This is a genomic window from Clostridium disporicum (genome assembly GCF_001405015.1).
Classification (GTDB): Bacteria; Bacillota; Clostridia; order Clostridiales; family Clostridiaceae; genus Clostridium; species Clostridium disporicum_B.
Genome location: NZ_CYZX01000023.1, coordinates 35,679 through 60,109, shown reverse-complemented (window position 1 = coordinate 60,109; position 24,431 = coordinate 35,679). Strand labels below are relative to the sequence as shown.

Annotated in this window: 26 protein-coding genes, 2 tRNA genes and 1 rRNA gene; 24 read left to right on the top strand and 5 right to left on the bottom strand. The window is 28.8% G+C overall.

Annotation, left to right across the window (positions count from 1 at the left end; translation table 11 throughout):
• Positions 1-105 (top strand): 5S ribosomal RNA (gene rrf, locus ARA56_RS13825); the annotation flags it as partial.
• Between the two features lie 5 nt (positions 106-110).
• Positions 111-186: transfer RNA gene (locus tag ARA56_RS13820), tRNA-Phe, on the top strand.
• A 35-nt stretch (positions 187-221) separates the two neighbouring features.
• Here ARA56_RS13820 and bcp read toward each other — a convergent pair.
• On the bottom strand, positions 222-683 hold the full coding sequence (gene bcp / locus ARA56_RS13815; RefSeq protein WP_055267673.1) for a thioredoxin-dependent thiol peroxidase: 462 nt from the start codon (positions 681-683) through the stop codon (positions 222-224).
• Between the two features lie 148 nt (positions 684-831).
• Between bcp and ARA56_RS13810 the strand changes: the two genes are divergently transcribed.
• The gene (locus tag ARA56_RS13810) at positions 832-1,578 is read left to right on the top strand and encodes a peptidylprolyl isomerase (RefSeq protein WP_055267671.1); all 747 of its coding nucleotides are present in this window, start codon (positions 832-834) and stop codon (positions 1,576-1,578) included.
• 92 nt (positions 1,579-1,670) lie between these two features.
• Here the strand turns inward: ARA56_RS13810 and ARA56_RS13805 are convergent, their stop codons facing one another.
• Positions 1,671-2,315: an HAD family hydrolase gene (locus ARA56_RS13805; protein WP_055267669.1), complete on the bottom strand. Its 645-nt coding sequence runs from the start codon at positions 2,313-2,315 to the stop codon at positions 1,671-1,673.
• Positions 2,316-2,401: 86 nt separating this feature from the next.
• A tRNA-Pro gene (locus ARA56_RS13800) sits at positions 2,402-2,477 on the bottom strand.
• A 285-nt stretch (positions 2,478-2,762) separates the two neighbouring features.
• On the opposite strand from ARA56_RS13800, the gene ARA56_RS13795 reads away from it, so the two are divergent.
• The 3 genes from ARA56_RS13795 to rsmI all read left to right on the top strand — a co-directional run bounded on the left by ARA56_RS13795 (position 2,763) and on the right by rsmI (position 5,641).
• A complete protein-coding gene (locus tag ARA56_RS13795) occupies positions 2,763-3,974 on the top strand; it encodes a C40 family peptidase (protein ID WP_055267667.1) in 1,212 nt (403 codons plus the stop codon).
• A 76-nt stretch (positions 3,975-4,050) separates the two neighbouring features.
• Positions 4,051-4,791, top strand: coding sequence for a tRNA1(Val) (adenine(37)-N6)-methyltransferase (locus tag ARA56_RS13790; RefSeq protein ID WP_055267665.1), 741 nt, complete (start codon positions 4,051-4,053; stop codon positions 4,789-4,791).
• 1 nt (position 4,792) lies between these two features.
• Entirely contained in the window at positions 4,793-5,641 is an 849-nt protein-coding gene (gene rsmI, locus ARA56_RS13785; RefSeq protein WP_055267663.1) for a 16S rRNA (cytidine(1402)-2'-O)-methyltransferase, read from the top strand.
• Positions 5,642-5,755: 114 nt separating this feature from the next.
• On the opposite strand, the gene ARA56_RS13780 is transcribed toward rsmI, so the two are convergent.
• Entirely contained in the window at positions 5,756-6,001 is a 246-nt protein-coding gene (locus tag ARA56_RS13780) for an AbrB/MazE/SpoVT family DNA-binding domain-containing protein (RefSeq protein ID WP_032120359.1), read from the bottom strand.
• 408 nt (positions 6,002-6,409) lie between these two features.
• Here ARA56_RS13780 and ARA56_RS13775 point away from each other — a divergent pair, with 408 nt between their 5' ends.
• On the top strand, positions 6,410-7,000 hold the full coding sequence (locus ARA56_RS13775; RefSeq protein WP_055267661.1) for a DUF1836 domain-containing protein: 591 nt from the start codon (positions 6,410-6,412) through the stop codon (positions 6,998-7,000).
• 87 nt (positions 7,001-7,087) lie between these two features.
• Positions 7,088-9,376 carry an ATP-dependent DNA helicase gene (locus tag ARA56_RS13770; RefSeq protein WP_055267659.1) on the top strand — a complete coding sequence of 763 codons (2,289 nt, stop codon included), beginning with the start codon at positions 7,088-7,090 and terminating at the stop codon, positions 9,374-9,376.
• A 242-nt stretch (positions 9,377-9,618) separates the two neighbouring features.
• Here ARA56_RS13770 and ARA56_RS13765 read toward each other — a convergent pair whose 3' ends face one another.
• Positions 9,619-10,500, bottom strand: coding sequence for an aldose 1-epimerase family protein (locus ARA56_RS13765; RefSeq protein WP_055267657.1), 882 nt, complete (start codon positions 10,498-10,500; stop codon positions 9,619-9,621).
• Positions 10,501-10,656: 156 nt separating this feature from the next.
• Between ARA56_RS13765 and ARA56_RS13760 the strand changes: the two genes are divergently transcribed.
• From ARA56_RS13760 to ARA56_RS13685, 16 genes are all read left to right on the top strand, one after another.
• Positions 10,657-11,511, top strand: coding sequence for a YihY/virulence factor BrkB family protein (locus tag ARA56_RS13760; RefSeq protein ID WP_055267655.1), 855 nt, complete (start codon positions 10,657-10,659; stop codon positions 11,509-11,511).
• A gap of 191 nt (positions 11,512-11,702) precedes the next feature.
• Positions 11,703-12,065: a single-stranded DNA-binding protein gene (locus ARA56_RS13755; RefSeq protein ID WP_055267653.1), complete on the top strand. Its 363-nt coding sequence runs from the start codon at positions 11,703-11,705 to the stop codon at positions 12,063-12,065.
• Positions 12,066-12,355: 290 nt separating this feature from the next.
• A complete protein-coding gene (locus ARA56_RS13750) occupies positions 12,356-12,685 on the top strand; it encodes a DUF6514 family protein (RefSeq protein ID WP_055267651.1) in 330 nt (109 codons plus the stop codon).
• 40 nt (positions 12,686-12,725) lie between these two features.
• The gene (acpS, locus tag ARA56_RS13745) at positions 12,726-13,097 is read left to right on the top strand and encodes a holo-ACP synthase (RefSeq protein ID WP_055267649.1); all 372 of its coding nucleotides are present in this window, start codon (positions 12,726-12,728) and stop codon (positions 13,095-13,097) included.
• Positions 13,098-14,594, top strand: coding sequence for a bifunctional ADP-dependent NAD(P)H-hydrate dehydratase/NAD(P)H-hydrate epimerase (locus tag ARA56_RS13740; RefSeq protein ID WP_055267647.1), 1,497 nt, complete (start codon positions 13,098-13,100; stop codon positions 14,592-14,594).
• A gap of 65 nt (positions 14,595-14,659) precedes the next feature.
• Positions 14,660-15,268 (top strand): germination lipoprotein GerS-related protein, encoded by a 609-nt coding sequence (locus tag ARA56_RS13735; protein ID WP_055267645.1) that lies wholly within the window; start codon positions 14,660-14,662, stop codon positions 15,266-15,268.
• Positions 15,269-15,299: 31 nt separating this feature from the next.
• The gene (gene alr / locus ARA56_RS13730) at positions 15,300-16,460 is read left to right on the top strand and encodes an alanine racemase (protein WP_055267643.1); all 1,161 of its coding nucleotides are present in this window, start codon (positions 15,300-15,302) and stop codon (positions 16,458-16,460) included.
• 87 nt (positions 16,461-16,547) lie between these two features.
• Entirely contained in the window at positions 16,548-16,796 is a 249-nt protein-coding gene (locus tag ARA56_RS13725; protein ID WP_055267641.1) for a hypothetical protein, read from the top strand.
• A gap of 5 nt (positions 16,797-16,801) precedes the next feature.
• Positions 16,802-17,155: a type II toxin-antitoxin system PemK/MazF family toxin gene (locus tag ARA56_RS13720; protein ID WP_032120348.1), complete on the top strand. Its 354-nt coding sequence runs from the start codon at positions 16,802-16,804 to the stop codon at positions 17,153-17,155.
• Positions 17,156-17,616: 461 nt separating this feature from the next.
• On the top strand, positions 17,617-18,435 hold the full coding sequence (locus tag ARA56_RS13715) for a transketolase (RefSeq protein ID WP_055267639.1): 819 nt from the start codon (positions 17,617-17,619) through the stop codon (positions 18,433-18,435).
• A 1-nt stretch (position 18,436) separates the two neighbouring features.
• Positions 18,437-19,381, top strand: coding sequence for a transketolase family protein (locus tag ARA56_RS13710; RefSeq protein ID WP_055267637.1), 945 nt, complete (start codon positions 18,437-18,439; stop codon positions 19,379-19,381).
• A gap of 258 nt (positions 19,382-19,639) precedes the next feature.
• The gene (locus ARA56_RS13705) at positions 19,640-20,491 is read left to right on the top strand and encodes a YitT family protein (RefSeq protein WP_055267635.1); all 852 of its coding nucleotides are present in this window, start codon (positions 19,640-19,642) and stop codon (positions 20,489-20,491) included.
• A gap of 36 nt (positions 20,492-20,527) precedes the next feature.
• On the top strand, positions 20,528-21,367 hold the full coding sequence (locus ARA56_RS13700) for a YitT family protein (protein WP_055267633.1): 840 nt from the start codon (positions 20,528-20,530) through the stop codon (positions 21,365-21,367).
• Between the two features lie 101 nt (positions 21,368-21,468).
• A complete protein-coding gene (gene ftsE / locus ARA56_RS13695) occupies positions 21,469-22,155 on the top strand; it encodes a cell division ATP-binding protein FtsE (RefSeq protein WP_055267631.1) in 687 nt (228 codons plus the stop codon).
• On the top strand, positions 22,145-23,035 hold the full coding sequence (ftsX, locus tag ARA56_RS13690; RefSeq protein WP_055267629.1) for a permease-like cell division protein FtsX: 891 nt from the start codon (positions 22,145-22,147) through the stop codon (positions 23,033-23,035). Before ftsE ends, ftsX begins: the two co-directional genes overlap by 11 nt.
• 127 nt (positions 23,036-23,162) lie before the next feature.
• Positions 23,163-24,422 carry a S41 family peptidase gene (locus ARA56_RS13685; protein ID WP_055267627.1) on the top strand — a complete coding sequence of 420 codons (1,260 nt, stop codon included), beginning with the start codon at positions 23,163-23,165 and terminating at the stop codon, positions 24,420-24,422.
• The last annotated feature ends 9 nt before the right edge of the window (positions 24,423-24,431 follow it).

Genomic DNA, 24,431 nt, shown 5'->3' with positions numbered 1-24,431 from the left:
GGCGTAGAGGAAACACTCCTTCCCATTCCGAACAGGAAAGTTAAGCTCTACAGCGCCAATGGTACTGCACGGGAGACTGTGTGGGAGAGTAGGACGTTGCCTGGTAATGTGGCTCGATAGCTCAGTCGGTAGAGCAGAGGACTGAAAATCCTCGTGTCCCTGGTTCGATTCCTGGTCGAGCCACCAGGAAAAAAGCACTAACTTATGTTAGTGCTTTTTTGTTACATATTTTTTAAATCTTTTAAAATAGTATCTATATGTCCTTTTACTTTAACTTTTCTGTATTCTTTTACTAGAACACCATCTTCATTGATAATGAAAGTACTTCTTTCTATTCCCATTACTTTTTTACCATACATATTTTTTTCTTTAATAACTCCAAATAAATTACAAAGAGTTTCATCTTCATCACTTAAAAGTAAGAATGGTAAGTTAAATTTTTCAATAAATTTATCATGACTTTTTAAAGAATCTCTACTTACACCAATAACTATTGCATTCATATCTTCAATAATAGAATTATTATCTCTAAAATCACAAGCTTCAGTAGAGCATCCAGGAGTATTATCTCTAGGATAAAAATATAGTATTATTTTCTTTCCCTTATAATCACTTAAAGAGTGTTCTTTTTTATCAGAACCAATAAGTGAAAAGTTTGGAACTATAGAATTGATTTCAATCATATAAACCTCCTAAGTATAAAATATTAAATAATAATAATTATTATTATATAGTTTAATTTTTAGATTTACAATAATAAATTTATTTATGTATACAACATTGGAAAATCTGTTATAATTTTAAATATAAAGATAAAAAGGAGTTAATGTAATGGAAAACAAAGTATTAGCAATAATTTCAGGAAATGAAATAACAGAAAATGATTTAAATAATATAATAATGAGATACCCTGAAGATAAAAGAGGTTATTTTTCTTCAGATATGGGTAAAAAGCAATTATTAGAGCAAATGGTTCAATTTGAATTAATGAACAAATTAGGCTTAGAAATGGAATTAGATAAAACTGAAGAATTTAAAGCTCAAGTAAAGCAAGTTGAGAAAGATTTATTAACTCAAGCTGCAGTTAATAAAGTATTATCAGAAGTTACTGTAACAGAAGAAGATGCTAAGAAGTATTATGAAGACAATAAAGAAATGTTTAAAGGAAAAGAATCAGTATCTGCGAAACATATATTAGTTGATAATGAAGATTTATGTTCAGAAATAAAGGCTAAAATTGATAATAATGAATTAACATTTGAAGAAGCTGCAAATGAATATTCTTCATGTCCATCAAAAGAGCAAGGTGGGAACTTAGGTGAATTTGGTAGAGGAATGATGGTTCCAGAATTTGAAAATGCTGCATTTGAGTTAGAAACAGGAGTAGTAAGTCAACCAGTTAAAACTCAATTTGGATATCACTTAATAAAGGTAGAATCTAAGAATGGTGCAGATGTTATGCCATTTGAAGCTGTTAAACAAGAAGTTTTAGGAAGACTTACTCAACAAGCTCAAGAAAAGAAGTTTATGACTGTAATAAAGGAATTAGAAGATAAATACGAAGTAAAAAGATTCTAATAATATAAGACATAATAAAAGAACTGTACTAATTGACAGTTCTTTTATTATGTTATTAATTTTGTATTGTATATAATAAAACTTATTTTTATTTAAATTAATTCATTGTAATTAAGAATATATCTATCACAGGTTTGAGTTAGAATTTCTTTCTGATCTTCAGATGCTTTATCATAAATCCCTATAACCTTCATTCCAGCTAGCTTAGCTCCATTTACAGCAGCTATTATATCCTCAAAAACTACACAATTCTTAGGAGATACATTAAGTTTATTAGCACATAGAAGATATACATCAGGATTTTCTTTACTCTTTTTAACTTCATCAGTAACTGTTATAGCATCAAATAAATGATAAATACCATTATTTTTTAGTGTAGCTTCTAACAAAGGAAGTGAATTACTAGTAGCTAGTCCTATTTTTATATTTAATGATTTCAACTTATTAAAGAATGGAATTACACCTTCTTTAAGTTTTACTTTAGATGAATAGAAGTCATAGGCCATATTATTCCAAGTATCAGTAATTTCATCAATAGAGTCAGATAAATTGAATCTATCCTTAAAATATTCTGCAGTTTGTCTAAATGTTAAATGTGTTATATCATCCTTTAAATCTTTAGGTGGTGTATATCCTTTACTTTTTAAAAAATCAATATCGATTTGTTCCCATACCCACATAGAATCAACTAGTGTTCCATCAAGATCAAAGATTGCTGCTTTAATTGTGTTCAAAATATCACCTCATGATAAATATATTTAAAGTTATGTATAGTAAGTTAGTAATTTTAACAATAAAAAAAGGTAGGTTTTATTACCTACCTTGGTCGGGGTGACAGGGATCGAACCTGCGACCTCATGGTCCCAAACCACGCGCGCTCCCATCTGCGCTACACCCCGTAGCACATGATTATTATAAAACTTATATAGATATATGTCAACAAGTTTTTTAAAAAATATATAAATTTTTTTAAAAGTATAATAAATTAAGAAATTTAGTAATATAAATAAAATGATAAATCATTTTCATACAAGTATAAGTATGGTAATTTGTATGTATTGTATACATTATAATAGCGTATTATGGCTAAATAAGAAAAATTACCATTGTCCTAACTTTCCATAAGTGTTATAATGGTAATGTGTTACAAAAGGAAAGGGGGAAGGTCTGAAGACCAAGCAAAGATGAGAAAGAAAATTTTATCTGCGATTTTGGCCACGACAATTATAGCAAGTTTTAGTATGCCAGCTTTCGCAACACCAGAACAAGATGTAATAGAAAATCAACAAGAATATGACAGATTAACTCAAAAAATAGATGAAATAAATGGTGAGATATATGCGTTAAATGGACAAATCGAGCCATTACTGGAAACGATAGAAAATAACCAAAAACAAATGGATGACATTAAAGTTGAGGTTACAAATACTGAAAAAGAAATTGAAGCTGCCAAAGAAAAAATACAGAAAACAGAAGAAGTACTAGGTAAAAGAGTTAGAGAACTATACAAGTCAGGTGGACAAGCAAGTTATTTAACACTTATATTTAGTGCAGATAGTTTTAATGATTTATTAACTAAGGTAGAAGCTACATCAAGATTAATTAACATCGATAAAAAGATGGTTAAAGAACTTAATGACAAGCAAGAAAAACTAGATAATAAGATTAAGTCACTTGATGAGAAAAATGCTGAATTAGCTAAGATTAATGAAGAAACCTCAAAAACTTTAAGTGAATTTGAAGAAAAGAAAGCAGAACAAGAAAAATTAATTGAAGAAGCAAAAGCAGAACAAGCTATATTTGAAAGAGATTATTTAGCTGTATCTGAAAGAAAATTAATTCAATATCAAATTGGTGTAATTCAAGATTCATCAAGTTCGCTTGATGAACTACAAAGTGCAATTAGCCAATTAAGAAACATCAGAGACAATCAAATTAAGAGTAGTATAGTTGAAGAAGAAATAAATGAATATATAGAAACTGCTAAGGTTAGGGTTGCTGAGATTGAAGCTGAACAAGCTGCTGCTAATAAACCTAACAGAGGTGAAGTTTCTGCAACAGGAAATGCTATAGTTGATTTTGCTTATGGATATCTTGGGTCTCCATACGTTTGGGGAGCTACAGGTCCAACAAGCTTTGACTGTTCAGGATTTACAAGTTTCGTATATAGAAACGCTGCAGGTGTTGAAATTACAAGAACAACTTATAGCCAAATGGGAGTAGGAACTGCTATTTCTTACGATCAACTTCAACCAGGAGATTTAGTATTTACTTATGGTGGAGATCATGTTGGTATATATGTTGGAGGAGGAAGTTACATACACGCTCCAACTGAAGGAGATGTTGTTAAGGTATCACCTGTAACATCATTCTACACAGCTAGAAGAGTACTTTAATATGTATTTTAGGACTAGGGTTTAATTCCTAGTCTTTTTTGTGCATAATAGTAGTAAAGATATTTGGAGGATTAATATGGACGTTAATATAAATATAGATGAGAGTATTGATGATTTACAGTTAAATGGATTAATGTTAATTCAAAAGCAATCAGGATTTAGATTTGGTGTAGATGCTGTGCTTTTATCAGATTTTGCTAATGTGAAAAAGAAGCATAGAGTCTTAGATTTATGTACAGGAACAGGAATAGTTCCATTTTTAGTTTATGGAAAGTATAGTCCTAAAGAAGTATGGGGGGTAGAAATCCAAGAAGATATGGTTGAGATGGCCAATAGAAGTTCACAATTAAATAAAACTGATGATATAGTAAAGTTTAAGTGTGCTGATTTAAAAGATAAAAAGCTTGTTAATGAATTAGGTAGATTTGATGTTGTTACTGTTAATCCACCATATAAGCTTAATAATGCTGGAATTTTAAATCCTAATGATAAACTTGCTATAGCTAGACATGAAATACTTTGTAATTTAGAAGATGTTATAGTGTCAGCTAGAAGATTATTAGCTGATAACGGAAGAATGTTTATAGTACATAGACCAGAGAGATTAGCTGATATATTTGGGTTAATGAGAAAGTATAATATAGAGCCTAAAAGGGTTAAGATGATTCATCCAAGTGCTAAGAAGGCACCTAATATAGTTTTAGTTGAAGGACAAAGAGATGGTGGAGTATTCTTAAAATGGGATGAACCGTTGTATGTATATGATGAAAACGGAAATTATAGCAAAGAAATAGATAAGATTTACGGGAGACTTTAAAATGAGTTTAGGAAAAATATTTTTAGTACCAACTCCAATAGGAAATTTAAAAGATATAACATTAAGAGCGTTAGAGGCCTTAGAAAATGCTGATGAAATAGCAGCTGAAGATACAAGACAAACTTTAAAATTGCTTAATCATTTTAATATAAAGAAACCTTTATTTAGTTATCATCAACATAATGAGCAAGGAAAGAGTGATGATATAATAGAAAAACTAAAGGATGGCAAAAATATTGCTTTGGTTACTGATGCTGGTACACCAGGAATATCAGATCCAGGAAGTGTAGTGGTTCAAAAATGTATTGAACAAGATATACCTTTTGAAGTATTACCAGGGGCAACAGCTTTTACAACAGCTTTAGTTTATTCAGGACTAGATACTACTAAATTTGTTTTCAGAGGGTTTATACCAAGGGAAAACAAAGATAGAAAATCTCTTATGGAAGAAGTAAAAGATAAAAGAGAAACAGTTATTTTCTATGAATCACCACATAGGCTTATAGAAACTTTAGATTTCTTAAATAAATCATTAGGAAATAGGAGAATAGCTGTATGTAGAGAATTAACTAAATTACATGAAGATATATTTAGGGGAACAATAGAGGAAGCGTATAATTGGTTTGTAGCTAATAGACCAAGAGGTGAGTTTGTTTTAGTTATTGAAGGTAAAACAGATAGTGAGATTAGAGCTGAAAAAGAAGAAGCATTTGCTAACATTTCTATAGAAGATCATTTAAAAAAACTTATAGATACTGGAATAAGTAAAAAAGAGGCTATAAAGGTCGTATCTAAGGAAAGAGATTTACCTAAGAAGGATGTTTATAAGATAGCAATAGAAATTGAATAAAAGTGTGCACTAAGTGCATAAGTGAAAAGGCAGCTACACCGAAGTGATTTGCACTTTGTTAAAAAAGGAGCATTGCATTTAAGCAAAGCTCCTTTTAAAAAATATGTATATAAACTATCTATCTGACTTTAATTCGTTTAAGCAGTTTTTACAGATGTTTTTACCTTTGTAGTTAGCAACATCTCTAGCATCTCCACAGAATATACAAGCAGGCTCGTATTTCTTTAAGATTATTTGCTCACCATCTACATAAATTTCTAAAGCATCTTTTTCAGCTATATCTAAAGTTCTTCTTAACTCTATAGGAATAACTATTCTCCCTAGTTCATCTACTCTTCTAACAACACCAGTTGATTTCATTTTAAATTCCTCCTTAACAAGTTTCGACATTTTGCAGTTCAATATTAACAAATTTGTAATTTAAAGTCAATACAAAAACGTAAAAAAAAATATTTATATAGAATATTAATTCTAAATAAATTTATAAATAAACTATACTACCATATTTTTGAAAAGTCAAGGGCGTTTTAAAAAAATATGTAATAAAATGAATGATGAAAAATGGCTTGCTTACTAAGCTTTCGGTAAAAATATTCGCAAATTGAAGCAAATTAAAAAAAAAATAAAAAAATTGGTAAAAAATGAGATGGGGAGTGAGGAAATATTAAAATGACTAAAAATAATTACAAAAAAAGGGAAAAGTAACTTGTAATAAGTTTTTCTTTACTATATAATATAATAAATAAATAAAATATGAGGTGAATAGGAATGGCTGATAAAATGGACGAAAACTATATAAGAGAATTGGCAGAAGAAATTTCTAAAGATTCTATAGTATCATATGATGATTTACCTAAATATGACCTTTTCTTATCACAAGTTATAGATTTTTTAAATGATAAATTTGTAGATGATAAATATACTAATAATATAGTACAAAATTATATTAAAAGTGAAGTAATTAGTAAGCCAGAAGATGGTAAGAAAAGAGGATATACTAAAATTCATTTAGTTCAACTTGTATTATTAAGTTTTATGAGACCTGTACTTACTACTGAAGAGATTAAAAAAGTATTTAGGTTAGCATTTAATGATATAAACGATAGATCGGATGATATTATTGCATGGGAAACAGCGTATAAAATTTTTGTCGAAACTCAGAGCAATAGCTTTACAGAGTATTTAAATACCCCAGCATTAAATGAAGATAAATTAAATGAAGTAATAAAAGAACTTAAATTAGATGAAAAAGATGAAAATAGTATAAGAACTTTTGTTGTAGTTATGACATTAATTGCTCAAGCAAGTGCAATTAAGAAATTAGTTCAAAAAATAGTAAACGAATATCATTCAGAATAAGAACTGTCTTAAGTGGGCAGTTCTTTTATTATGATTACTATTAAAATTTGATATAATAAGTATATTAGATTTAGGTAGGGATAAGACATGAATTTAGTAGTTAAAGAATCTGTAAGAGGAATAGTTGAATATATATTACAACAAGGAAGTCTTGACGATAGGCATGTATCAAGAATGAGAGCTATAGAAGGAACTATAGCTCATGGAAAACTTCAAAGCGATAATGCAAAGATATATGTCGAATATGAAAAAGAAGTTAAGATGGAAGGGAAATTTGACTATGGAGATATTTTATTATTAGTAGAAGGTAGAGCAGATGGAATAATAAAAGAAAATAGTGAAGTTATAATTGAGGAAATTAAATCTACTTATAGAGATTTATTATATATAGATGAAGATTATAATCCATTACATTGGGCTCAAAGTAAGTTTTATGGATATTTTTATTGTAAGGATAATGAATTAGATAGTATTTCTATAAGATTAAGTTATTATAATTTGAATACTAGTGAAGTAAAAAGTTTTCAAAAGGTATTTTCATTTAATTTATTAAAAGAGTTTGTATTTAATATAGTAGATAAATATATAGATACTGTTAGATTAAGAGAAAATTTCAAAGTTGAAAGAAACAAAAGTATAAAAGAGATTAAATTTCCTTTCGACACATATAGAAAAGGGCAACGAGAGTTAGCAATGAACTGTTATAGCTCTATAAAGCAGAGATGTATATTATTTGCTCAAGCGCCAACTGGCATAGGAAAGACTATATCTACTATATTTCCTTCTATAAAAAGCTTAGCTGAAGGAAGAGGGGAAAGAATAGTATATCTAACATCTAAAACTATAACTAGAGTTGTTGCAGAAGAAGCTTATATGAGACTTATTAATAATGGATTAAAGTTTAGATTTATAACCTTAACTGCTAAAGAAAAAGCTTGTATAAACAGCGAAGTTAAATGTAATCCAGATGATTGCCCATATGCAATAGATTATTTTACAAAGATTAATTCAGTAATAAGTGAAATATTAAGAGAGGAAAGTATATTTTCTAGGACAACATTAGAGAAGTATGCAAGAAAATTTAAAGTATGTCCTTTTGAATTAGCTTTAGATTTATCATTATGGTGTGATGGAGTTATTTGTGATTATAATTATGCATTTGATCCTAGAGCAAAATTAAAACGGATTTTTGAAGATGACAATGAAAAAAATATAATCTTAATAGATGAGGCTCATAATTTAGTAAACAGAGCAAGAGATATGTATAGTGGAGAAATATTTAAAAGTAAAGTTCTATCAATTACTAGGTTATTAAAAGGGAAAGTTCCTAAATTATATAAAGTGGCTAATAATATAAATAAAGAATTAATTGAAATAAGAAGAGAATTAGAGGAAAGAAATGTTAATACGCTATATCACAATGTTCAATATAAAGAATTAATTAAATTACTTAAGGTATTTATAGCTGAAGCAGATGAGTATCTAGTAAAAAGCAAAAATACTAATGGATATGAAGAAATATTAGATTTTTATTATGAGGTAAGAAGCTTTGTTTCTTTAAGTGAACTATATTCTAAACAATATACAACAATACTAAAAAAAGAAAAAAATGAGTTTTCCATAAAAATATTTTGTATAGATCCATCTAAAAATATAGGTGAAGTTATAAATGGTTCATATTCAACTGTAATTTTTTCAGCAACGCTATCACCTATTAAGTATTATATAGACTTATTAGGGGGAAGTGAAAGTAGTTTTAGAGTTAAATTTAGCTCACCATTCAAAAAAGAAAATTTATCAACATATTTATATCCGTTAGATATGAGATATGTGAATAGATATAATAATATAGATAAGTTATGCACAGTTATTAATAAATTTATTAATGAGGTAAAAGGAAATTATATGGTCTTTTTACCTTCATTCGAATATTTGAAAAAAGTCTATTCAAGATATGTTGAAATTTATAGTGAAGAAAATACTATAGTTCAAGGAGAAGGACTTTCTGAGAGTGATAAAGAGGAATTTTTAAATAAATTTGAGGAAGGGGCAAATTTGGCTGCTTTTTCAGTAGTAGGTGGAATGTTTTCGGAAGGAGTAGATCTACCAGGCGATAAATTAATAGGTGCTGTTGTAGTAGGAGTAGGATTTCCTATGGTATCTATTGAAAATGACATAATTAGAGAATATTTTGGGGTAAATGGGTTTGATTATGCATATGCCTATCCAGGAATAAATAAAGTTTTACAGTCAGCAGGAAGAGTTATAAGAACTGAAACTGATAAAGGAAGGGTTTTATTAGTAGATAACAGGTATAATAGTTCGAAATATAGAAGTATGTTACCACAAGAATGGGAATTAGAACTATATAAATAAAGAGCGAATCACTTTGGTGAAAAGTTTGACTTTGCCAAATGGGAAAAGTCAGCTGAAGGAAAAATGTCACTGACGTGACGGTGAAAGGATTGCATATAGCAATTAGAGAAAGTATATCGGTGTTACTACTTTCATTGCTACGATAGTAGCACTTTCACTTTAAATTAACTTTTCCCTGCTACGTGAGTAGCATTTTCAGTTAGACGAAGTCGACTTTTAACCTACGAGATTCGCTCTTAATATTATTCTGTTACTATTATGCTGTATGAGCAGTTAAACTCTTTACCGATTTCTAGTGATTGAATTCCTGCTTTATCTTTTAGCTCTCCATCGAAGTCTACAAAATCAGCATGACCGAACCAAGGTTCTATACAAACAAAAGGACATCCTGTTGGCATAGCCCATAAGCCCATATAAGGGAATCCTGTGAAATCCATTGATAACACTTGATTATGATTTTTAGATTTAATACTAATTAAGTTAGAGTCTAAATTTTTGAATATTAAAGCATCGTTTTTAAATAATTCTTTATGAAGAGGAATAATATTTTCATCGTTTAAATATGGAATAGTATTATGAGATATTAATCCAACATTCATATCTAAAGTCATTAGCTCAGCAGTTTCTTTTTTATTAAATTCAAAGTAGTAATCGTTAAGAGTTTCATTATCTTTTAAAGGACACATAAAACCAGGATGAGCACCTATTGAAAAATAAATAGTCTTATTATCTAAATTAGTTACTTTGTAAGAAACTTTAAGATTGTTATCTATTAATTCATATGAAATACATAAAGAAAATTTATAAGGATAAACTTTAAGAGTATCTTCTGAATAAATTAATTCATAAGTAATTTTGTTGCCTTCAGAGTTTTTAATAGAAAAATCTTTAACTCTAGCAAGACCATGTTGAGGAAGTTCGTATGTTTTTCCATCAACTTTATATTTACCATCTTTAACTTTACCTACTATAGGAAAAAGAATTGGAGCATGATATTTCCAAAAGTCAGGATTTCCGTTCCATAGATATTCAGTATTAGTTTTTTTACTTTGTATACTGTGAAGTTCTCCACCGTGTATTGATGAAGAGATTTTTAAAAAATCGTTTTCTATTACTTGTAGCATTAGTACACCCCCGAAAATTGTTATTTAATTGAATTATACAACATAGTTATTAAATAATTAAGATAGAAAAATAAAAATATTATAAGTATAATAAAATTTGGTAAAAACTATTATATAATATAATAACAAATTATTTATAAAGATGTGGTGAGATTTATGTCGAAAGAGAACAGGATTAATAAGAGGTCTTTCTTTGATTTTATGATATATTTTATTATTAAGATTAAGAATGATGATATCTTCGCACTAGGAGCACAGTTAGCATATTATTTAATATTATCATTTTTCCCTTTTCTAATATTCTTGATGACAATAATAGGTTTTAGTAAGTTGGATTCTATGCAAATAATTGAAGGGCTAAGTGCTATACTTCCTAGTAGTGTTTTTGAATTAACATCTAGCATTGTAGTGGAGGTTGTAGAAAATCAATATACAGGATTATTAGGAGTATCTATAGTATTATCTATGTGGGCAGCATCTTCTGCATTTAGAGCTGTTACTAAAGGTATTAATAAGGCGTATAATTTAAAAGAAAATAGGTCATTTATAAAGAGAGTAATAATAGCTTTAATATGTACATTTGCTTTAGCATTTACTATAGTTGTAGCATTGGTATTATTAGTATTTGGAAATCTGATAGGCAATTTATTGATTTCATATATACCGTATAATGCACTCATAGGAAAGCTATGGAATTTGCTGAGATATATCATGGTTTTAATTATAATGATTTGTATATTTGCAGGAATATATAGATATACACCAGCTAAAAGAATAAGCTGGAGGGAAGCATTTCCAGGAGCTATAGTTAGTACAATTGGGTGGCTTATAGTTTCATTATGCTTTTCATTTTATATAAATAATTTTAGTAATTACTCAAGACTATATGGTAGTCTTGGAGCTGTTTTTGTATTAATGACTTGGCTTTATATATCATCGATAATTTTAATCTTAGGTGGAGAAATAAATTCTGTCCTTGTAATTCGAAAAAATAATTTAAGAATAAAGTAAAAAAGATTATGCATAGCATAGTCTTTTTTTAGTTAAGATTGGATTTCAGAGATTTATTTAAAAGTATTCTTACTCATTATTTTAATTAAATACACAATTTTTAATTTGTTAAAGAAAAAATAGATATAAAATGTATAGAATGCATCTAGTTGGGCATAATCAAAGAAGTAATATTCAGGAGGTGGAATTTAATGAATAAAATAGTTTTAGTAGGAAAATTAATTAAAGACCCTGAACTAAAAACTATAGAAGATGGTGAGAAGGTATTTACTAGATTTATAGTTGCAGTTGAAAGAAATTTTAAAGCAGCTGATGGAACAAGAAAAGCTGATTTAATACCAGTTACTATATGGGGTAGAAAAGCGGAAGTAATATGTAAGTATATGAGAAAAGGAAGCTATATTAGTTTAAGTGGTAGATTAAGGACTGGAAGCTATGAAGATAAGCTTGGTAATAAGAAATATATAGCTGAAGTAGTAGCAGAGGACTTCAAATTTGTCGGTAATAGAAGAATTGATAAAAATGATGAAGATATGAATATAGAAACTCAATAAATTTGTTAAAAGTGGCTGTAAAAAAGAATGAATAAATTACTAAAAAAGTAGTTTATAAATCTTTTTTATCAGCCTTTTAATTTATGTATTATATTATTCGACAATAAGCAAATAAAAATTGCTTTATATTTACAAATAGAAGGGTAAAACGTAATGGTAAATAATTTAAAATAACATTTTATGTAGAATTAGTAAGGAATTTTTAGATAAATATGGAACAATTTTTGACATAATTTGAAAAAATAATGTGATATCTTTAATAATATGAAATATGTGAAGGAGGTATTACTATGAAGATAGTAGAATCATTAAGTTTAGCTATTGAAAATAAAGGAAAAAAGATTATGTACTTCTACAGATTAACTCAATGTCAAACAAAAAGCGGACAAGCTTTTGGAATTGAGGTCGAAAGACAAGACTTTAAAGATGAATCTTTAATAAATATTGAAAGAGATTCTGTAGATATAATTTCTACAAAAAAAGAAAAGGTTAGACCTATATTAGAATTATTGTATAAAAATAATGTATCACCTATCCATTTAATAGATATTATAGGTGCATATGTTGATGAGTGTATAGAAGATTTTAATAACGAGGAAGTTTTAGTTGCTAGTGTATAATTATTATGTATAGTATGATAGATACATAAGAGGTGATAGCATGATACTTGGAGTTGGAACAGATATCATAGAAATTGAAAGAATAAAAAAGGCCATAGAAAGAACACCTAAGTTTTTAGAAAAGACATTTACTGAAAAAGAAATAGAATTATTTAAGAGCAAATCTATGAAGCTTGAAAGTATAGCAGGAAATTTTGCTGCTAAGGAAGCTATAAGCAAAGCTATAGGAAGAGGATTTAGGGGATTTTCTTTTAATGACTTAGAAGTTCTTAGAGATGAACTTGGAAAACCTATAGTTAATATATCTAATAAGGTGAAGGAATTTTTAGAATACGAAGAAGTTATATTTCATATATCTATATCACATAATAAAAGTTGTGCAATTGCATTTGTTACTATGGAGGTTAGATAAATGTATGTTATGAGTAGAGATGGCTGTAAAATGATAGATAAAAAGGCAATAGAAATAGTAGGTATTCCAAGTATTGTTCTAATGGAAAATGCAGCTAATGAAGTGTTTTCAAAAATTAAAGATTTAGGTCAAAGTTTTACAGTTATTTGTGGAACTGGGAATAATGGTGGAGATGGACTTGCTATTGGCAGAAAACTTGTATTAGCTAAAAGAGAAGTTCATTTTGTTATTATAAGCCCAAGAGAAAATTATAGTAATGATTTTAATGTTAATTATAACATAATTGACAATATGAACTGTAAAATATCTTTTATAAAAGACATAAGCGATATACATAACTTAAAAGAAATAATAAATTTTAATGAAATAATTATAGATAGCATATTTGGGATAGGCATAAATAAAGAATTAAATGAATTTTATAAAGAAGTAATAAAGGTAATAAATGATAGCAAAAAATATATAATAGCTGTAGATGTTCCTTCGGGACTAGATTGTAATACTGGGAATCCGATGGGAGGAGCTGTTAAGGCATCAACTACATATACTTTTGAAGTGGTAAAATTAGGGTTTATAAATTACAATTCATTTAAATATCTAGGGAACCTTGAAGTAATTCCAATTGGTATTCCTAATGAAATAAAAGATATTATAAATGAAGGTGTAACTATTTTAGAAGATTATTATTATAGAGACATTATAAGAAAAAGAGAAATATATGGGCATAAAGGTGATTATGGTAGAGCAATAATTTTTGCTGGTAGCAAAGGATTTACAGGGGCAGCGTACTTGGCTACAAAAGCTTGTTTAAAGACTGGAGCAGGATTGACTACATTAATTACTCCTAAAGATATACAAGATATATTAAGTGGAATGTTAATAGAATCCATGACTTCTAATTTTAATGAAGAAGAAAAGGTGGACAAGTTAATATCAACAGCAAATGCTATAGCATATGGGCCTGGATTACCAAGTAGTAAGGAATATGAAGATTTTCTATTATATATTTCTAAAAATAGTAGTTGTCACTTAGTTATAGATGCTGAAGGGATAAATATATTATCAAGAAGGCCTGAAATATTAGATAGATTAAAAGGAAGAATGATTTTAACACCTCATCCTGGAGAAATGTCTAGGCTTGTTGGTAAAAGTATCTCAGAAGTAGAAAGTGATAGAATAAATATTGCCAAAGAATATGCTAAAAAATATAAGAGTATAGTTTTATTGAAAGGTTATAATACAGTTATTACAGATGGGGAAAAAACATATATAAATACCACTGGTAATAGTAAAATGGCCGCTGGTGGCTCTGGTGATTGTTTGACTGGAATGATAGTATCATTATTAGCACAGAAACACAGTCCTCTTGAAAGTGCATTAATCGGTGCATATGTTCATGGGAAAGCTGGAGAAATAGCAGGTAAATACAAATACTCAGTGACTGCAAGTGATATAATAGATAACATTTCAACTATTATTCATAATATAATAATGTAAAATATGAATAAATCTGAGGATTACTTAATATTAGTAATAATGAAATATTAGTAAGTGGAGGATTTATGAAGAAGAAAATTATTATAGCAGTATTATTATGTATTCCTTTTATTTCAATATTATTAGTTATTGTCTTTAGAGGAGTTATGCTTCCAACAAATGAGGAAATTATAAAATCTTTAAAAGATATAAAGTGCTATGAAGCCAACGTAGAATATATAATTAAAAATAGCAGAGGCGAAGAAAGAGAAGATACGGTACAGTATTATTCGAGGGATAAAGGCGTAAGAGTAGAGTTTGGAGAAGATATAGTTAAAGTATACAAAAACGATGGTATCCAAGTTATAGATAATATATCTAACTCAGATTATGTAATAGATAAAAGTTTAGATGTATTACATCCTTTAGCGTTTATGAATAGAATATTATCATTCCCAATTAAAAGTGATTCATTAAAACAAGATCAAGAAGAGTGGGGAGATACAGTTTATATACAAGTGGATTTAGAGTTGTTTTTAGATAATGAACATTTAAATGTAGCTAGATTATTTGTAGATAAAAAGAATAAAACGCCTATAGGAATAATTGTGTATAACAAAGATGGTGAAGATACACTAAGAATAATATTTAAGGATTTTAAAAAAGTAAAACAAATAGATGATAGTTTATTGTAGTTTGATATAATAAATATGAGGTGTTAGTAAAATGGATGTAAATATTAGACCAGTATGGGCAGAAGTAAATTTAGATAATATTATAAATAATATAAAAGAAATTAAGAAAAATATTAATGGTGAAGAAATTATAGCAGTTGTTAAAGCTAATGCTTATGGACATGGGGCTGTAGATGTAGCTCCTGTTCTTATAGAAAATGGAGCTGATAGGCTAGCAGTAGCTATGTTAAGTGAAGCTTTAGAGCTAAGAGAAGCAGGGATAAAAGTACCTATTTTAATTTTAGGATATACTGATGTAGCATTTTCAGAAATGCTAATAAATAATGATATAGAACAAACTGTTTACTCTTTAGACTATGCTAAAGAATTATCTAAAAAGGCAGAGGCTTTAGGAAAGGTAGCAAAAATTCATATAGCTGTTGATACTGGTATGGGTAGAATAGGATTTTTACCTAATGAGAAAAGTGTTGAAGAGGTTGTGGAAATTAGTAAATTAAGCAATTTAAGAATCACAGGGATATTTACACATTTTTCGAATGCAGATGAACAAGATAAAAGCTATGCACATAATCAAATAGAAAAATTTAATTCCTTTATAAATGAAATAGAGAAAAGAGAAGTAAACTTAGGACTAAAACATATTTCAAACAGTGCATCTATTATTGATATAGAAGATGCACATTATAATGCAATAAGACCAGGGATAATACTTTATGGTTATTATCCATCAGATTATATAAATAAAGATAAGTTAAAATTAATGCCAGCATTATCATTAAAATGTCAGGTTATTCATGTGAAGGAACTTCCAAAAGGTGAGTACATAGGGTATGGAAGAAAGTTTAGGACTGAAAGAGATAGCGTAATAGCTACTTTACCTATAGGATATGCAGATGGATATGTTAGAGGGCTTTATGAGAAAGCTCATGTAATAATAAATGGTAAGCTAGCTCCAGTAGTAGGAAAGATATGTATGGATCAATGTATGGTAGATGTTACAGATATAGGTCCAGTTAAGGTTGGAGATGAGGTCGTATTATTAGGAGAAGATAATGGAGTGAAGAATAATGCTGATGATATGGCCAAAATGTTAGATACTATAAATTATGAAATATTGTGTATGATAGGTAGAAGAGTTCCTAGAATTTATATTAAAGATGGGAAAATGGTAAATGTAAGAAATTATTTATAAAAATAAAGACATTTCTATTTACAAATTGACATATTTTGCAATATAATTTTCTTATGGTAGAAAATATGCACTCTTTGGAGGCGAAATATGTCAAAATTGTTCAATAATAAAAATAAATTAGAATTTAAAAAAAATAGGAAATTTATCGGCGAAGATTTAATAAGATATAATGAAGACAAAAATAATATGGAATTTTATGAATTAATGAAAAGTGGATATATTGAGATGGCTAATATTAATTTAGAAATTTCTCAGTTATTTGAGTCGTCACCTGAAACCTTACAGTATGAATTTGACAGTATTAATGAATATGAGAAATGGCTTTGCGGAGTGTGAATTTAATGACGACTATGGTTGTAAAAAGAGGGGATATTTTTTATGCAGATTTAAGCCCTGTTATTGGCTCTGAGCAAGGTGGAATTAGACCAGTGATAATAATACAAAATGATATTGGGAATAAATATAGCCCAACAGTTATTGTAGCTGCTATTACATCTCAAATTAATAAGGCTAAACTTCCAACTCATGTTGAAATTTCGTCTGAAGAATACGGATTAAATAGAGATTCAGTTGTATTGCTAGAGCAAGTGAGAACATTAGATAAGAGAAGATTAAAAGAGAAAATAGGGCATATGACAGATGCTGATATGAAAAAAGTAGATAGAGCATTACTTATTAGCATAGGATTGATTTAATATTTTACTATCTATTAAATTTAAAGCGGAGCGTAATTGCTCTGCTTTTATTTTGTAAAATGATAATTTTATATAATAATTACATATTAAATATATTGTTAATTAGATAAAAAAATAATTAATTAACAATAAGTGATATACAATATAACGAATAAAAGAAAATATGATATACTTTTTAAAAATATGTAGTATACAGTGATTAGTATTTATGGTAAAATATTTTTAAAGATTTTACATACAATAGATTTATACTTTTAAGTGAAGCTCCAAATTTTATTAGAAGGATACATATAATTTGGCTAGCTGAACTTACACATTCGACAATAGGAGAAAGTGTTTCATATAAGTGAAGCTCCAAATTTTACTCGAAGGGTACATATAATTTGGCTAGCTGAACTTACACATTCGACAATAGGAGAAAGTGTTTCATATATATAAATTAAAGGAGGATGTTCAAAATTATGAATACCGAAGAATTAAAGTTAATGGCTAAAAATATAAGAGCAGACATAGTAACAATGCTGACTGAATCTGCATCAGGGCACCCAGGAGGATCATTATCAGCAGCTGATATAGTAACAACTCTTTACTTTAAAGAAATGAATATAGATCCATCAGATGACAAAAACCCTAATAGAGATAGATTTGTGTTATCTAAAGGTCATGCTGCACCAGTTTTATATAGTGCTTTAGCGAGAAAAGGATTTTTTGATGTAGAAGAATTAAAGACATTAAGAAAATTTGGTTCAAGATTACAAGGACATCCAAGTATGAAGTGTTTACCTGGAATAGATATGTCAACTGGATCATTAGGTCAAGGTATATCTACAGCTGTTGGAATGGCTTTAGCAGGGAAATTAGATAATAAAGATTATAGAGTATATACACTTCTAGGTGATGGAGAGTTAGAAGAAGGTCAAGTTTGGGAAGCTGCTATGTGTGGAGCTCATTACAAATTAGACAACTTAACTGCATTCATAGATTTTAATGGATTACAAATAGATGGAGATATTACAAAAGTAATGAATCCAACTCCAATAGATAAAAAATTTGAAGCTTTTGGGTGGAATGTTATGATTATTGATGGTCATAATATTGATGAAATAATAGATGCTATAGAAAAGGCTAAGAATCACAAAGGTCAACCTACTGCAATAGTTTGTAAGACTGTTAAAGGTAAAGGTGTATCATTTATGGAAAATGAAGCTGGATGGCATGGAACTGCACCAAGCAAAGAACAATGTGAAAAAGCTTTAGCTGAAATTGGAGGGGACAGATAAAATGAGCAAGAAGATAGCAACAAGAGAATCTTATGGTAAAGCGTTAGCTGAATTAGCAAATACAAATACTAATATAGTAGTTTTAGATGCAGACCTTTCAAAATCAACTAAAACTGCTGATTTTAAAGCTGTTTGCCCAGAAAGATTTTTAAATATGGGAATAGCTGAAGGAAATATGATGGGGGTAGCTGCTGGTTTATCAACTTGTGGTAAGATACCATTTGTAAGTACTTTTGCCATGTTTGCAGCAGGAAGAGCTTTTGAGCAAATCAGAAATTCAATATGTTACCCAAAATTAAATGTTAAAGTATGTGCTACACATGCTGGTTTAACAGTTGGAGAAGATGGTGCGTCTCACCAATCAGTCGAAGATTTATCATTAATGAGAAGTATACCAAATATGGTAGTTATATCTCCAAGTGATGATGTTGAAACTAGAGCGGCTATAAAGGCTATAGCAGAATATAATGGACCTTGCTATGTAAGATTAGGTAGAGCTGCAGTTAATGTTATTAATGATGAAGCTACTTATAAGTTCGAATTAGGTAAAGGTGTTGTAGTTTCTGAAGGTACTGATGCAACTATATTTGCTACAGGTATAATGGTTGATTCAGCTATAGAAGCAAAAGATATATTAAGTAAAGAAGGAATCAACGTTAAGGTTGTTAATATACATACTTTAAAACCAATAGATGAAGAATTAATAATAAAATCAGCAAAAGAAACTGGTGCTATAGTTACTGCTGAAGAGCATAGCATAATTGGTGGATTAGGATCAGCTGTAGCTGAAGTTTTAGCTGAAAATTATCCAGTTCCAGTTTTAAGAGTTGGAATAAATGATACTTTTGGTGAAAGTGGTAAGCCAGATGAATTATTAAAAGCGTATAACTTAACTTCAGAAGATATAGTAGCTAAAGTAAAAAAAGCAATTAATTTAAAGAAATAGATAAATTATGACTAAAGACTGCGGTTAAGAATCGCAGTCTTTTATAGTTAGAAATTTTTTAATATAAGATAATAATAAAGAAAGAAGAGTTAAAATATAATTTGAAAATTTCCATTAATTACAACATATTTAGGTCTTTTTTAATAAAATATTAATTAGAAAAACTTGACTCTTATCAAGTTTTAGAATATTTTGGATAAATGAGGTATAAATGAGTAAAACTAATAGAAGTGAATTTGGTTAATAAGGAGAGAGAATATGAGAACGGATAAAATAAAAGATTTTGTATTATTAACTATTGGTGTATTATTAGTAGCGATATCAGTTGTTTATTTTTTTGAACCTAATAACATTACAGCTGGTGGAATAACAGGGTTAGCAATAGTTATAAATAATTATTTGCCATCTATACCAATAGGTGTTCTTATGCTTATAATGGATGCTATACTATATGTAGTTGCATTTTTAATTATAGGGAGTAAATTTGGCAGGAAGAGTATATATGCAAGTATAGTATTATCAACATTTATATATATATTGGAAAAGTTTGCACCTTTTAATATAACGAATGATTTAATGCTAGCTACTGTTTTTGGGACAATTATTTCAGCTTTGGGTATGGCTATAGTATTTAATGCTAATGCATCAACCGGAGGCACTGATATTATTGCAAAGATATTAAATAAGTTTATGCACATTGATATAGGAAAAGGGTTATTAATGGTAGATTTTTTTGTAACACTATTAGGAGCAATTACTTTTGGAATAAATGCAGGTTTATATTCGTTACTATCTGTAATAGCAAATGGATTTGCAATTGATAATGTTATAGCTGGTTTTAATGTGTGTAAGGAAGTTACGATAATAAGTCCTAAAAATGAAGAGATTAGTAAGTTTATATTAGAAGACCTTGAAAGAGGATGTACCTTTATAAATGGAGTAGGTGGGTTTACTGGAAAAGAAACAACACTTTTATATACGATATTAGGTAGAAATGAATTTATAAAATTGAAAAGATTTATAGCTGATGTTGATAAAAATGCTTTCATAACAGTTGGGGAAGTTCATGAGGTTATGGGAGAAGGTTTTAAAGGTATTGATGAAGAGTAAGAGATGAATAATTAATGATGGGATGGGTGGTTAAAGATGAAAAAAATTAAGGAGTATTTACTTATAACGATTGGAATAGCGTTAACAGCTATAGCATTAGAATATTTCTTCTTTCCAAATGATATTGCCTCAGGAGGGGTATCTGGTATAGGGTTAGTAGTTAATAGCCTTACAGGAATAAGCACAAGTATAGTTGTATTTGTACTTAATATACTATTATTTGTGGTAGCCTTTTTTGTTTTAGGAAAATCATTTGGAGCTAAAAGTATTTATGCAACTATAATGCTTTCAGTATTTATGTATATTATTGAAACATTTTTTACTCCAGGAATTTTAACAGAAAACTTATTTTTAGCTAGCTTTTTTGGGTCAGGAATTTTAGCCATGGGAGCAGCTATTGTATTTAATGAGGGAGCATCAACAGGAGGAACTAGTATAATAGCAGCTATAATAAGCAAATATACAGCAATAGGTGTTGGAAGTGCAGTTCTTATTACAGATTCATTAGTTTGTTTAATGGCTATTGGAGCTTTTGGTGTTGATAAAGGATTATTTGGATTCTTTAGCGTAGTTATGATTGGAATATTAATAGATAAATTTATTGATGGATTTAATACTTGTAAACAAGTATTTATCGTAACTAATAAGGAAAAATTAGTTTTAGAATACATAACTAAGGATATAAATAGAGGTTGTACGGTGTTAAATGCACAAGGTGGATTTACAGGAAGTGATGTTAAGATTATATATACAGTTTTAGATACTAAACAATTTATAACTTTAAAGAAATTTATAAAAGAAAAAAATCCTGAAGCATTTATAACAGTAAACGAATCTGCAGAAGTATTAGGTGAAGGATTTAAATCATATAATTAAGAGAAAATAACTGGAAAAACTTTAAAACTTGGTGTAATAATGCTATTATGATATAATAAGCCTATAGTATAAGGATGAACATGTGGAGGAGAGGTGTAGATATGATAGAGTTTAAAGGCGTATCTAAAATATACAATAATAATGTAAAAGCACTATCAGATGTAAATGTTAAAATAGATACAGGTGAATTTGTATTTTTAGTTGGACCTTCAGGATCAGGTAAATCAACTTTTATAAAAATGTTACTTAAAGAAGTTGAACCTACAACAGGAGATGTAATAGTAGCAGATAAAAAACTAGCTGATATTACAAGAAAGCAGGTTCCATATTACAGAAGAAAGATAGGGATGGTATTCCAAGACTTTAGATTAATTCCTAACTTAAATGTTTATGAAAATGTAGCCTTTGCTATGAGAGTAGTAGAAGCATCACCAAGAGAAATAAGAAAAAGAGTACCAACAGTATTATCTCTAGTTGGATTATCTCATAAATATAAAATGTTCCCTAATGAATTATCAGGGGGAGAACAACAAAGAGTTTCATTAGCAAGAGCTATTGTTAATAATCCATCAGTATTAATTGCCGATGAGCCTACAGGAAATTTAGATCCAGAAACAGCTAAAGAAATAATGGATCTCCTTAAGGATATAAATACAGCAGGGACAACTATAGTAATGGCTACTCACGCAAAAGACATAGTAGATACTATGAAAAAGAGAGTTATAGCTATAGAGAGTGGAAATATTGTAAGAGATGATTCGAGGGGGATGTACGAAAATGAAGATTAATACTATTAACTATTTTATAGTAGATGCCCTAAAAAGTATAAAAAGAAATAGAACTATTAGTTTTGCCGCAATGCTAACTGTTTTAATAACATTCTTTATATTTGGAACATTTACTTTATTAGCATTAAATTTTAATAAAAGTATTGAAGATATAGCATCTCAAGTAGAAATAAGAGTATACTTAAATGATGATATAAAAATGGTAGATCAAAGAGAAATAGAAGTAAAACTTAATGAGCAAACAGGTGTAAAAAATGTTACATATGAATCAAAAGATGAAGCTTTTTTAAACTTACAAGAAAGTTTAGCTGAAAATAAGGGTATATTAGAAGGGTATGACTTAACAAATAACCCATTACCAAGTTCATTTATAGTAACTTTAGAAGATCCAAGTTATGCTGATGCAGTAAGCAATGCAGTTGAAAAAATGAGCGGAGTTGAAAGTATAAGAAATCAAAAAGAACAAATTGAAAAGATAAGCTCATTTGTTAAGGTTGTTCAAGTAGTAGGTATAGGATTATTTGTAATATTCATAGGAGTATCTGTTTTCTTAATAATGAATACTATTAAATTAACTGTTTACTCTAGAAGAAGAGAAGTAGGAATAATGAAGTTCGTTGGAGCTACAGATTGGTTTATTAGATGGCCATTTGTTATTGAAGGTATTATAATTGGTTCTATAGGAGCAGGTTTATCAAGTGTTCTTTTATACTTCGCATATAATGGGGTATTTAATTGGATACTATCATCAATGTTCTTAATTAATTTAGTTACTCCAGCATTTGTATTAACTACTATGTTAGGTGGATTTATACTTGGTGGTGTAATTGTAGGTGCAATAGGAAGTATTGCAGCTTTAAGAAAATTCTTAATAGTTTAATATAATCTAGTTTTCTAGGGATTTTTTATTGATATGATGTATCTGCATTAGTAGATACATCATATCAATATTTTAATATAAAAAAATGATAATTTTTCAAAATTTATTTCGAAAGGAAGTATAAGGTATGGAGGATTTGAACAGAGGTGAAAATAATTCTAAAAAGGGAGGAAAAAAGGCTTTAAGGATAGGGTTGATAGTTGTAGTATTATTAGCCTCACATGGACTACTATTATATTTAGGAAATGTATTAGCCATTAATGGAGTTATTTTTAAGGGTGCACCTCAGAAAGCTATCGCGGACTTATCAAGTGTAGGAGATACTTCGAAATATAAGTACTTATTTACATTAAGAGATCTTATCTATTCAAAATATGATGGCGATATAGATGATCAAAAATTATTAGAAGGAGCCATGAAAGGTATGGCATCAGCTGTTAAAGATCCATATACTGTTTATATGACTCAAGAAGAATTTGATACTTTTATGGAATCAAGTCAAGGAAGTTTTTATGGAATAGGAGCTCAATTAGGTGTTAGAGATAATAAAGTTACGATAATTGCACCAATTGAAGGTTCACCTGCAGAAGAAGCAGGATTAAAAGCTGGAGATGTAATATTAAAGGTAGATGATTATGAAGTAGTTGATCTTAATACTGAAGCAGTAGTAGCTAGAGTAAGGGGAGAAGAAGGTCAGCCGGTAACGTTAACTATCCAAAGAGGTGATGGTGAGCCATTTGAAGTTGAGATAGTTAGAGCAGAAATTAAAAATGAATCAGTAAAAGGTGAAATGCTGGATGATTCAACGGCATATGTTCAGATAACTACATTTAGTGATGAAGAAGTAAGCCAAAAATTCACAGATGAAATAAATGAATTAAAAGCGCAAGGAATGAAAAAACTAATATTAGATTTAAGAGGAAACCCAGGTGGATACTTAGATCAATGTGTTGAAATAGCATCTCATTTTATTAAAGAAGGTGAAATCGTTACTTATACAATTGATAAGTATGATCAGAAAGTAGTTTCAAAATCAAAAGGTGGAGATTTACTAGGAATGCCATTAGTAGTACTTGTAGATGGAGGAAGTGCTTCTGCATCAGAAGTAGTTACAGGTGCTTTAAGAGATCATGATGCTGCTACAATAATAGGAACTACTACTTTTGGTAAGGGTATAGTTCAACAACTTATAAGTCTTCCAGACAATGAAGGAGGATTAAAAGTTACAACTTCTAAGTATTATACTCCAGATGGAGAAAATATACATGGAACTGGAATATCTCCAGATATAACTGTAGAAATTCCACAAGAAGTATTAGAAGTAGAATATAGTAGAAATATAGACCCACAATTTCAAAAAGCTTTAGAGGTAATTAAAGAAAAGTAAATAGGAGAC

Bases quoted from the DNA above. Each gene is read 5' to 3' on its own strand.
- bcp (WP_055267673.1), bottom strand. From the start codon at position 683: ATGATTGAAATCAATTCTATAGTTCCAAACTTTTCACTTATTGGTTCT.
- ARA56_RS13810 (WP_055267671.1), top strand. From the start codon at position 832: ATGGAAAACAAAGTATTAGCAATAATTTCAGGAAATGAAATAACAGAA.
- ARA56_RS13795 (WP_055267667.1), top strand. From the start codon at position 2,763: ATGAGAAAGAAAATTTTATCTGCGATTTTGGCCACGACAATTATAGCA.
- ARA56_RS13790 (WP_055267665.1), top strand. From the start codon at position 4,051: ATGGACGTTAATATAAATATAGATGAGAGTATTGATGATTTACAGTTA.
- rsmI (WP_055267663.1), top strand. From the start codon at position 4,793: ATGAGTTTAGGAAAAATATTTTTAGTACCAACTCCAATAGGAAATTTA.
- ARA56_RS13780 (WP_032120359.1), bottom strand. From the start codon at position 6,001: ATGAAATCAACTGGTGTTGTTAGAAGAGTAGATGAACTAGGGAGAATA.
- ARA56_RS13775 (WP_055267661.1), top strand. From the start codon at position 6,410: ATGGCTGATAAAATGGACGAAAACTATATAAGAGAATTGGCAGAAGAA.
- ARA56_RS13770 (WP_055267659.1), top strand. From the start codon at position 7,088: ATGAATTTAGTAGTTAAAGAATCTGTAAGAGGAATAGTTGAATATATA.
- ARA56_RS13765 (WP_055267657.1), bottom strand. From the start codon at position 10,500: ATGCTACAAGTAATAGAAAACGATTTTTTAAAAATCTCTTCATCAATA.
- ARA56_RS13760 (WP_055267655.1), top strand. From the start codon at position 10,657: ATGTCGAAAGAGAACAGGATTAATAAGAGGTCTTTCTTTGATTTTATG.
- ARA56_RS13755 (WP_055267653.1), top strand. From the start codon at position 11,703: ATGAATAAAATAGTTTTAGTAGGAAAATTAATTAAAGACCCTGAACTA.
- ARA56_RS13750 (WP_055267651.1), top strand. From the start codon at position 12,356: ATGAAGATAGTAGAATCATTAAGTTTAGCTATTGAAAATAAAGGAAAA.
- acpS (WP_055267649.1), top strand. From the start codon at position 12,726: ATGATACTTGGAGTTGGAACAGATATCATAGAAATTGAAAGAATAAAA.
- ARA56_RS13740 (WP_055267647.1), top strand. From the start codon at position 13,098: ATGTATGTTATGAGTAGAGATGGCTGTAAAATGATAGATAAAAAGGCA.
- ARA56_RS13735 (WP_055267645.1), top strand. From the start codon at position 14,660: ATGAAGAAGAAAATTATTATAGCAGTATTATTATGTATTCCTTTTATT.
- alr (WP_055267643.1), top strand. From the start codon at position 15,300: ATGGATGTAAATATTAGACCAGTATGGGCAGAAGTAAATTTAGATAAT.
- ARA56_RS13725 (WP_055267641.1), top strand. From the start codon at position 16,548: ATGTCAAAATTGTTCAATAATAAAAATAAATTAGAATTTAAAAAAAAT.
- ARA56_RS13720 (WP_032120348.1), top strand. From the start codon at position 16,802: ATGACGACTATGGTTGTAAAAAGAGGGGATATTTTTTATGCAGATTTA.
- ARA56_RS13715 (WP_055267639.1), top strand. From the start codon at position 17,617: ATGAATACCGAAGAATTAAAGTTAATGGCTAAAAATATAAGAGCAGAC.
- ARA56_RS13710 (WP_055267637.1), top strand. From the start codon at position 18,437: ATGAGCAAGAAGATAGCAACAAGAGAATCTTATGGTAAAGCGTTAGCT.
- ARA56_RS13705 (WP_055267635.1), top strand. From the start codon at position 19,640: ATGAGAACGGATAAAATAAAAGATTTTGTATTATTAACTATTGGTGTA.
- ARA56_RS13700 (WP_055267633.1), top strand. From the start codon at position 20,528: ATGAAAAAAATTAAGGAGTATTTACTTATAACGATTGGAATAGCGTTA.
- ftsE (WP_055267631.1), top strand. From the start codon at position 21,469: ATGATAGAGTTTAAAGGCGTATCTAAAATATACAATAATAATGTAAAA.
- ftsX (WP_055267629.1), top strand. From the start codon at position 22,145: ATGAAGATTAATACTATTAACTATTTTATAGTAGATGCCCTAAAAAGT.
- ARA56_RS13685 (WP_055267627.1), top strand. From the start codon at position 23,163: ATGGAGGATTTGAACAGAGGTGAAAATAATTCTAAAAAGGGAGGAAAA.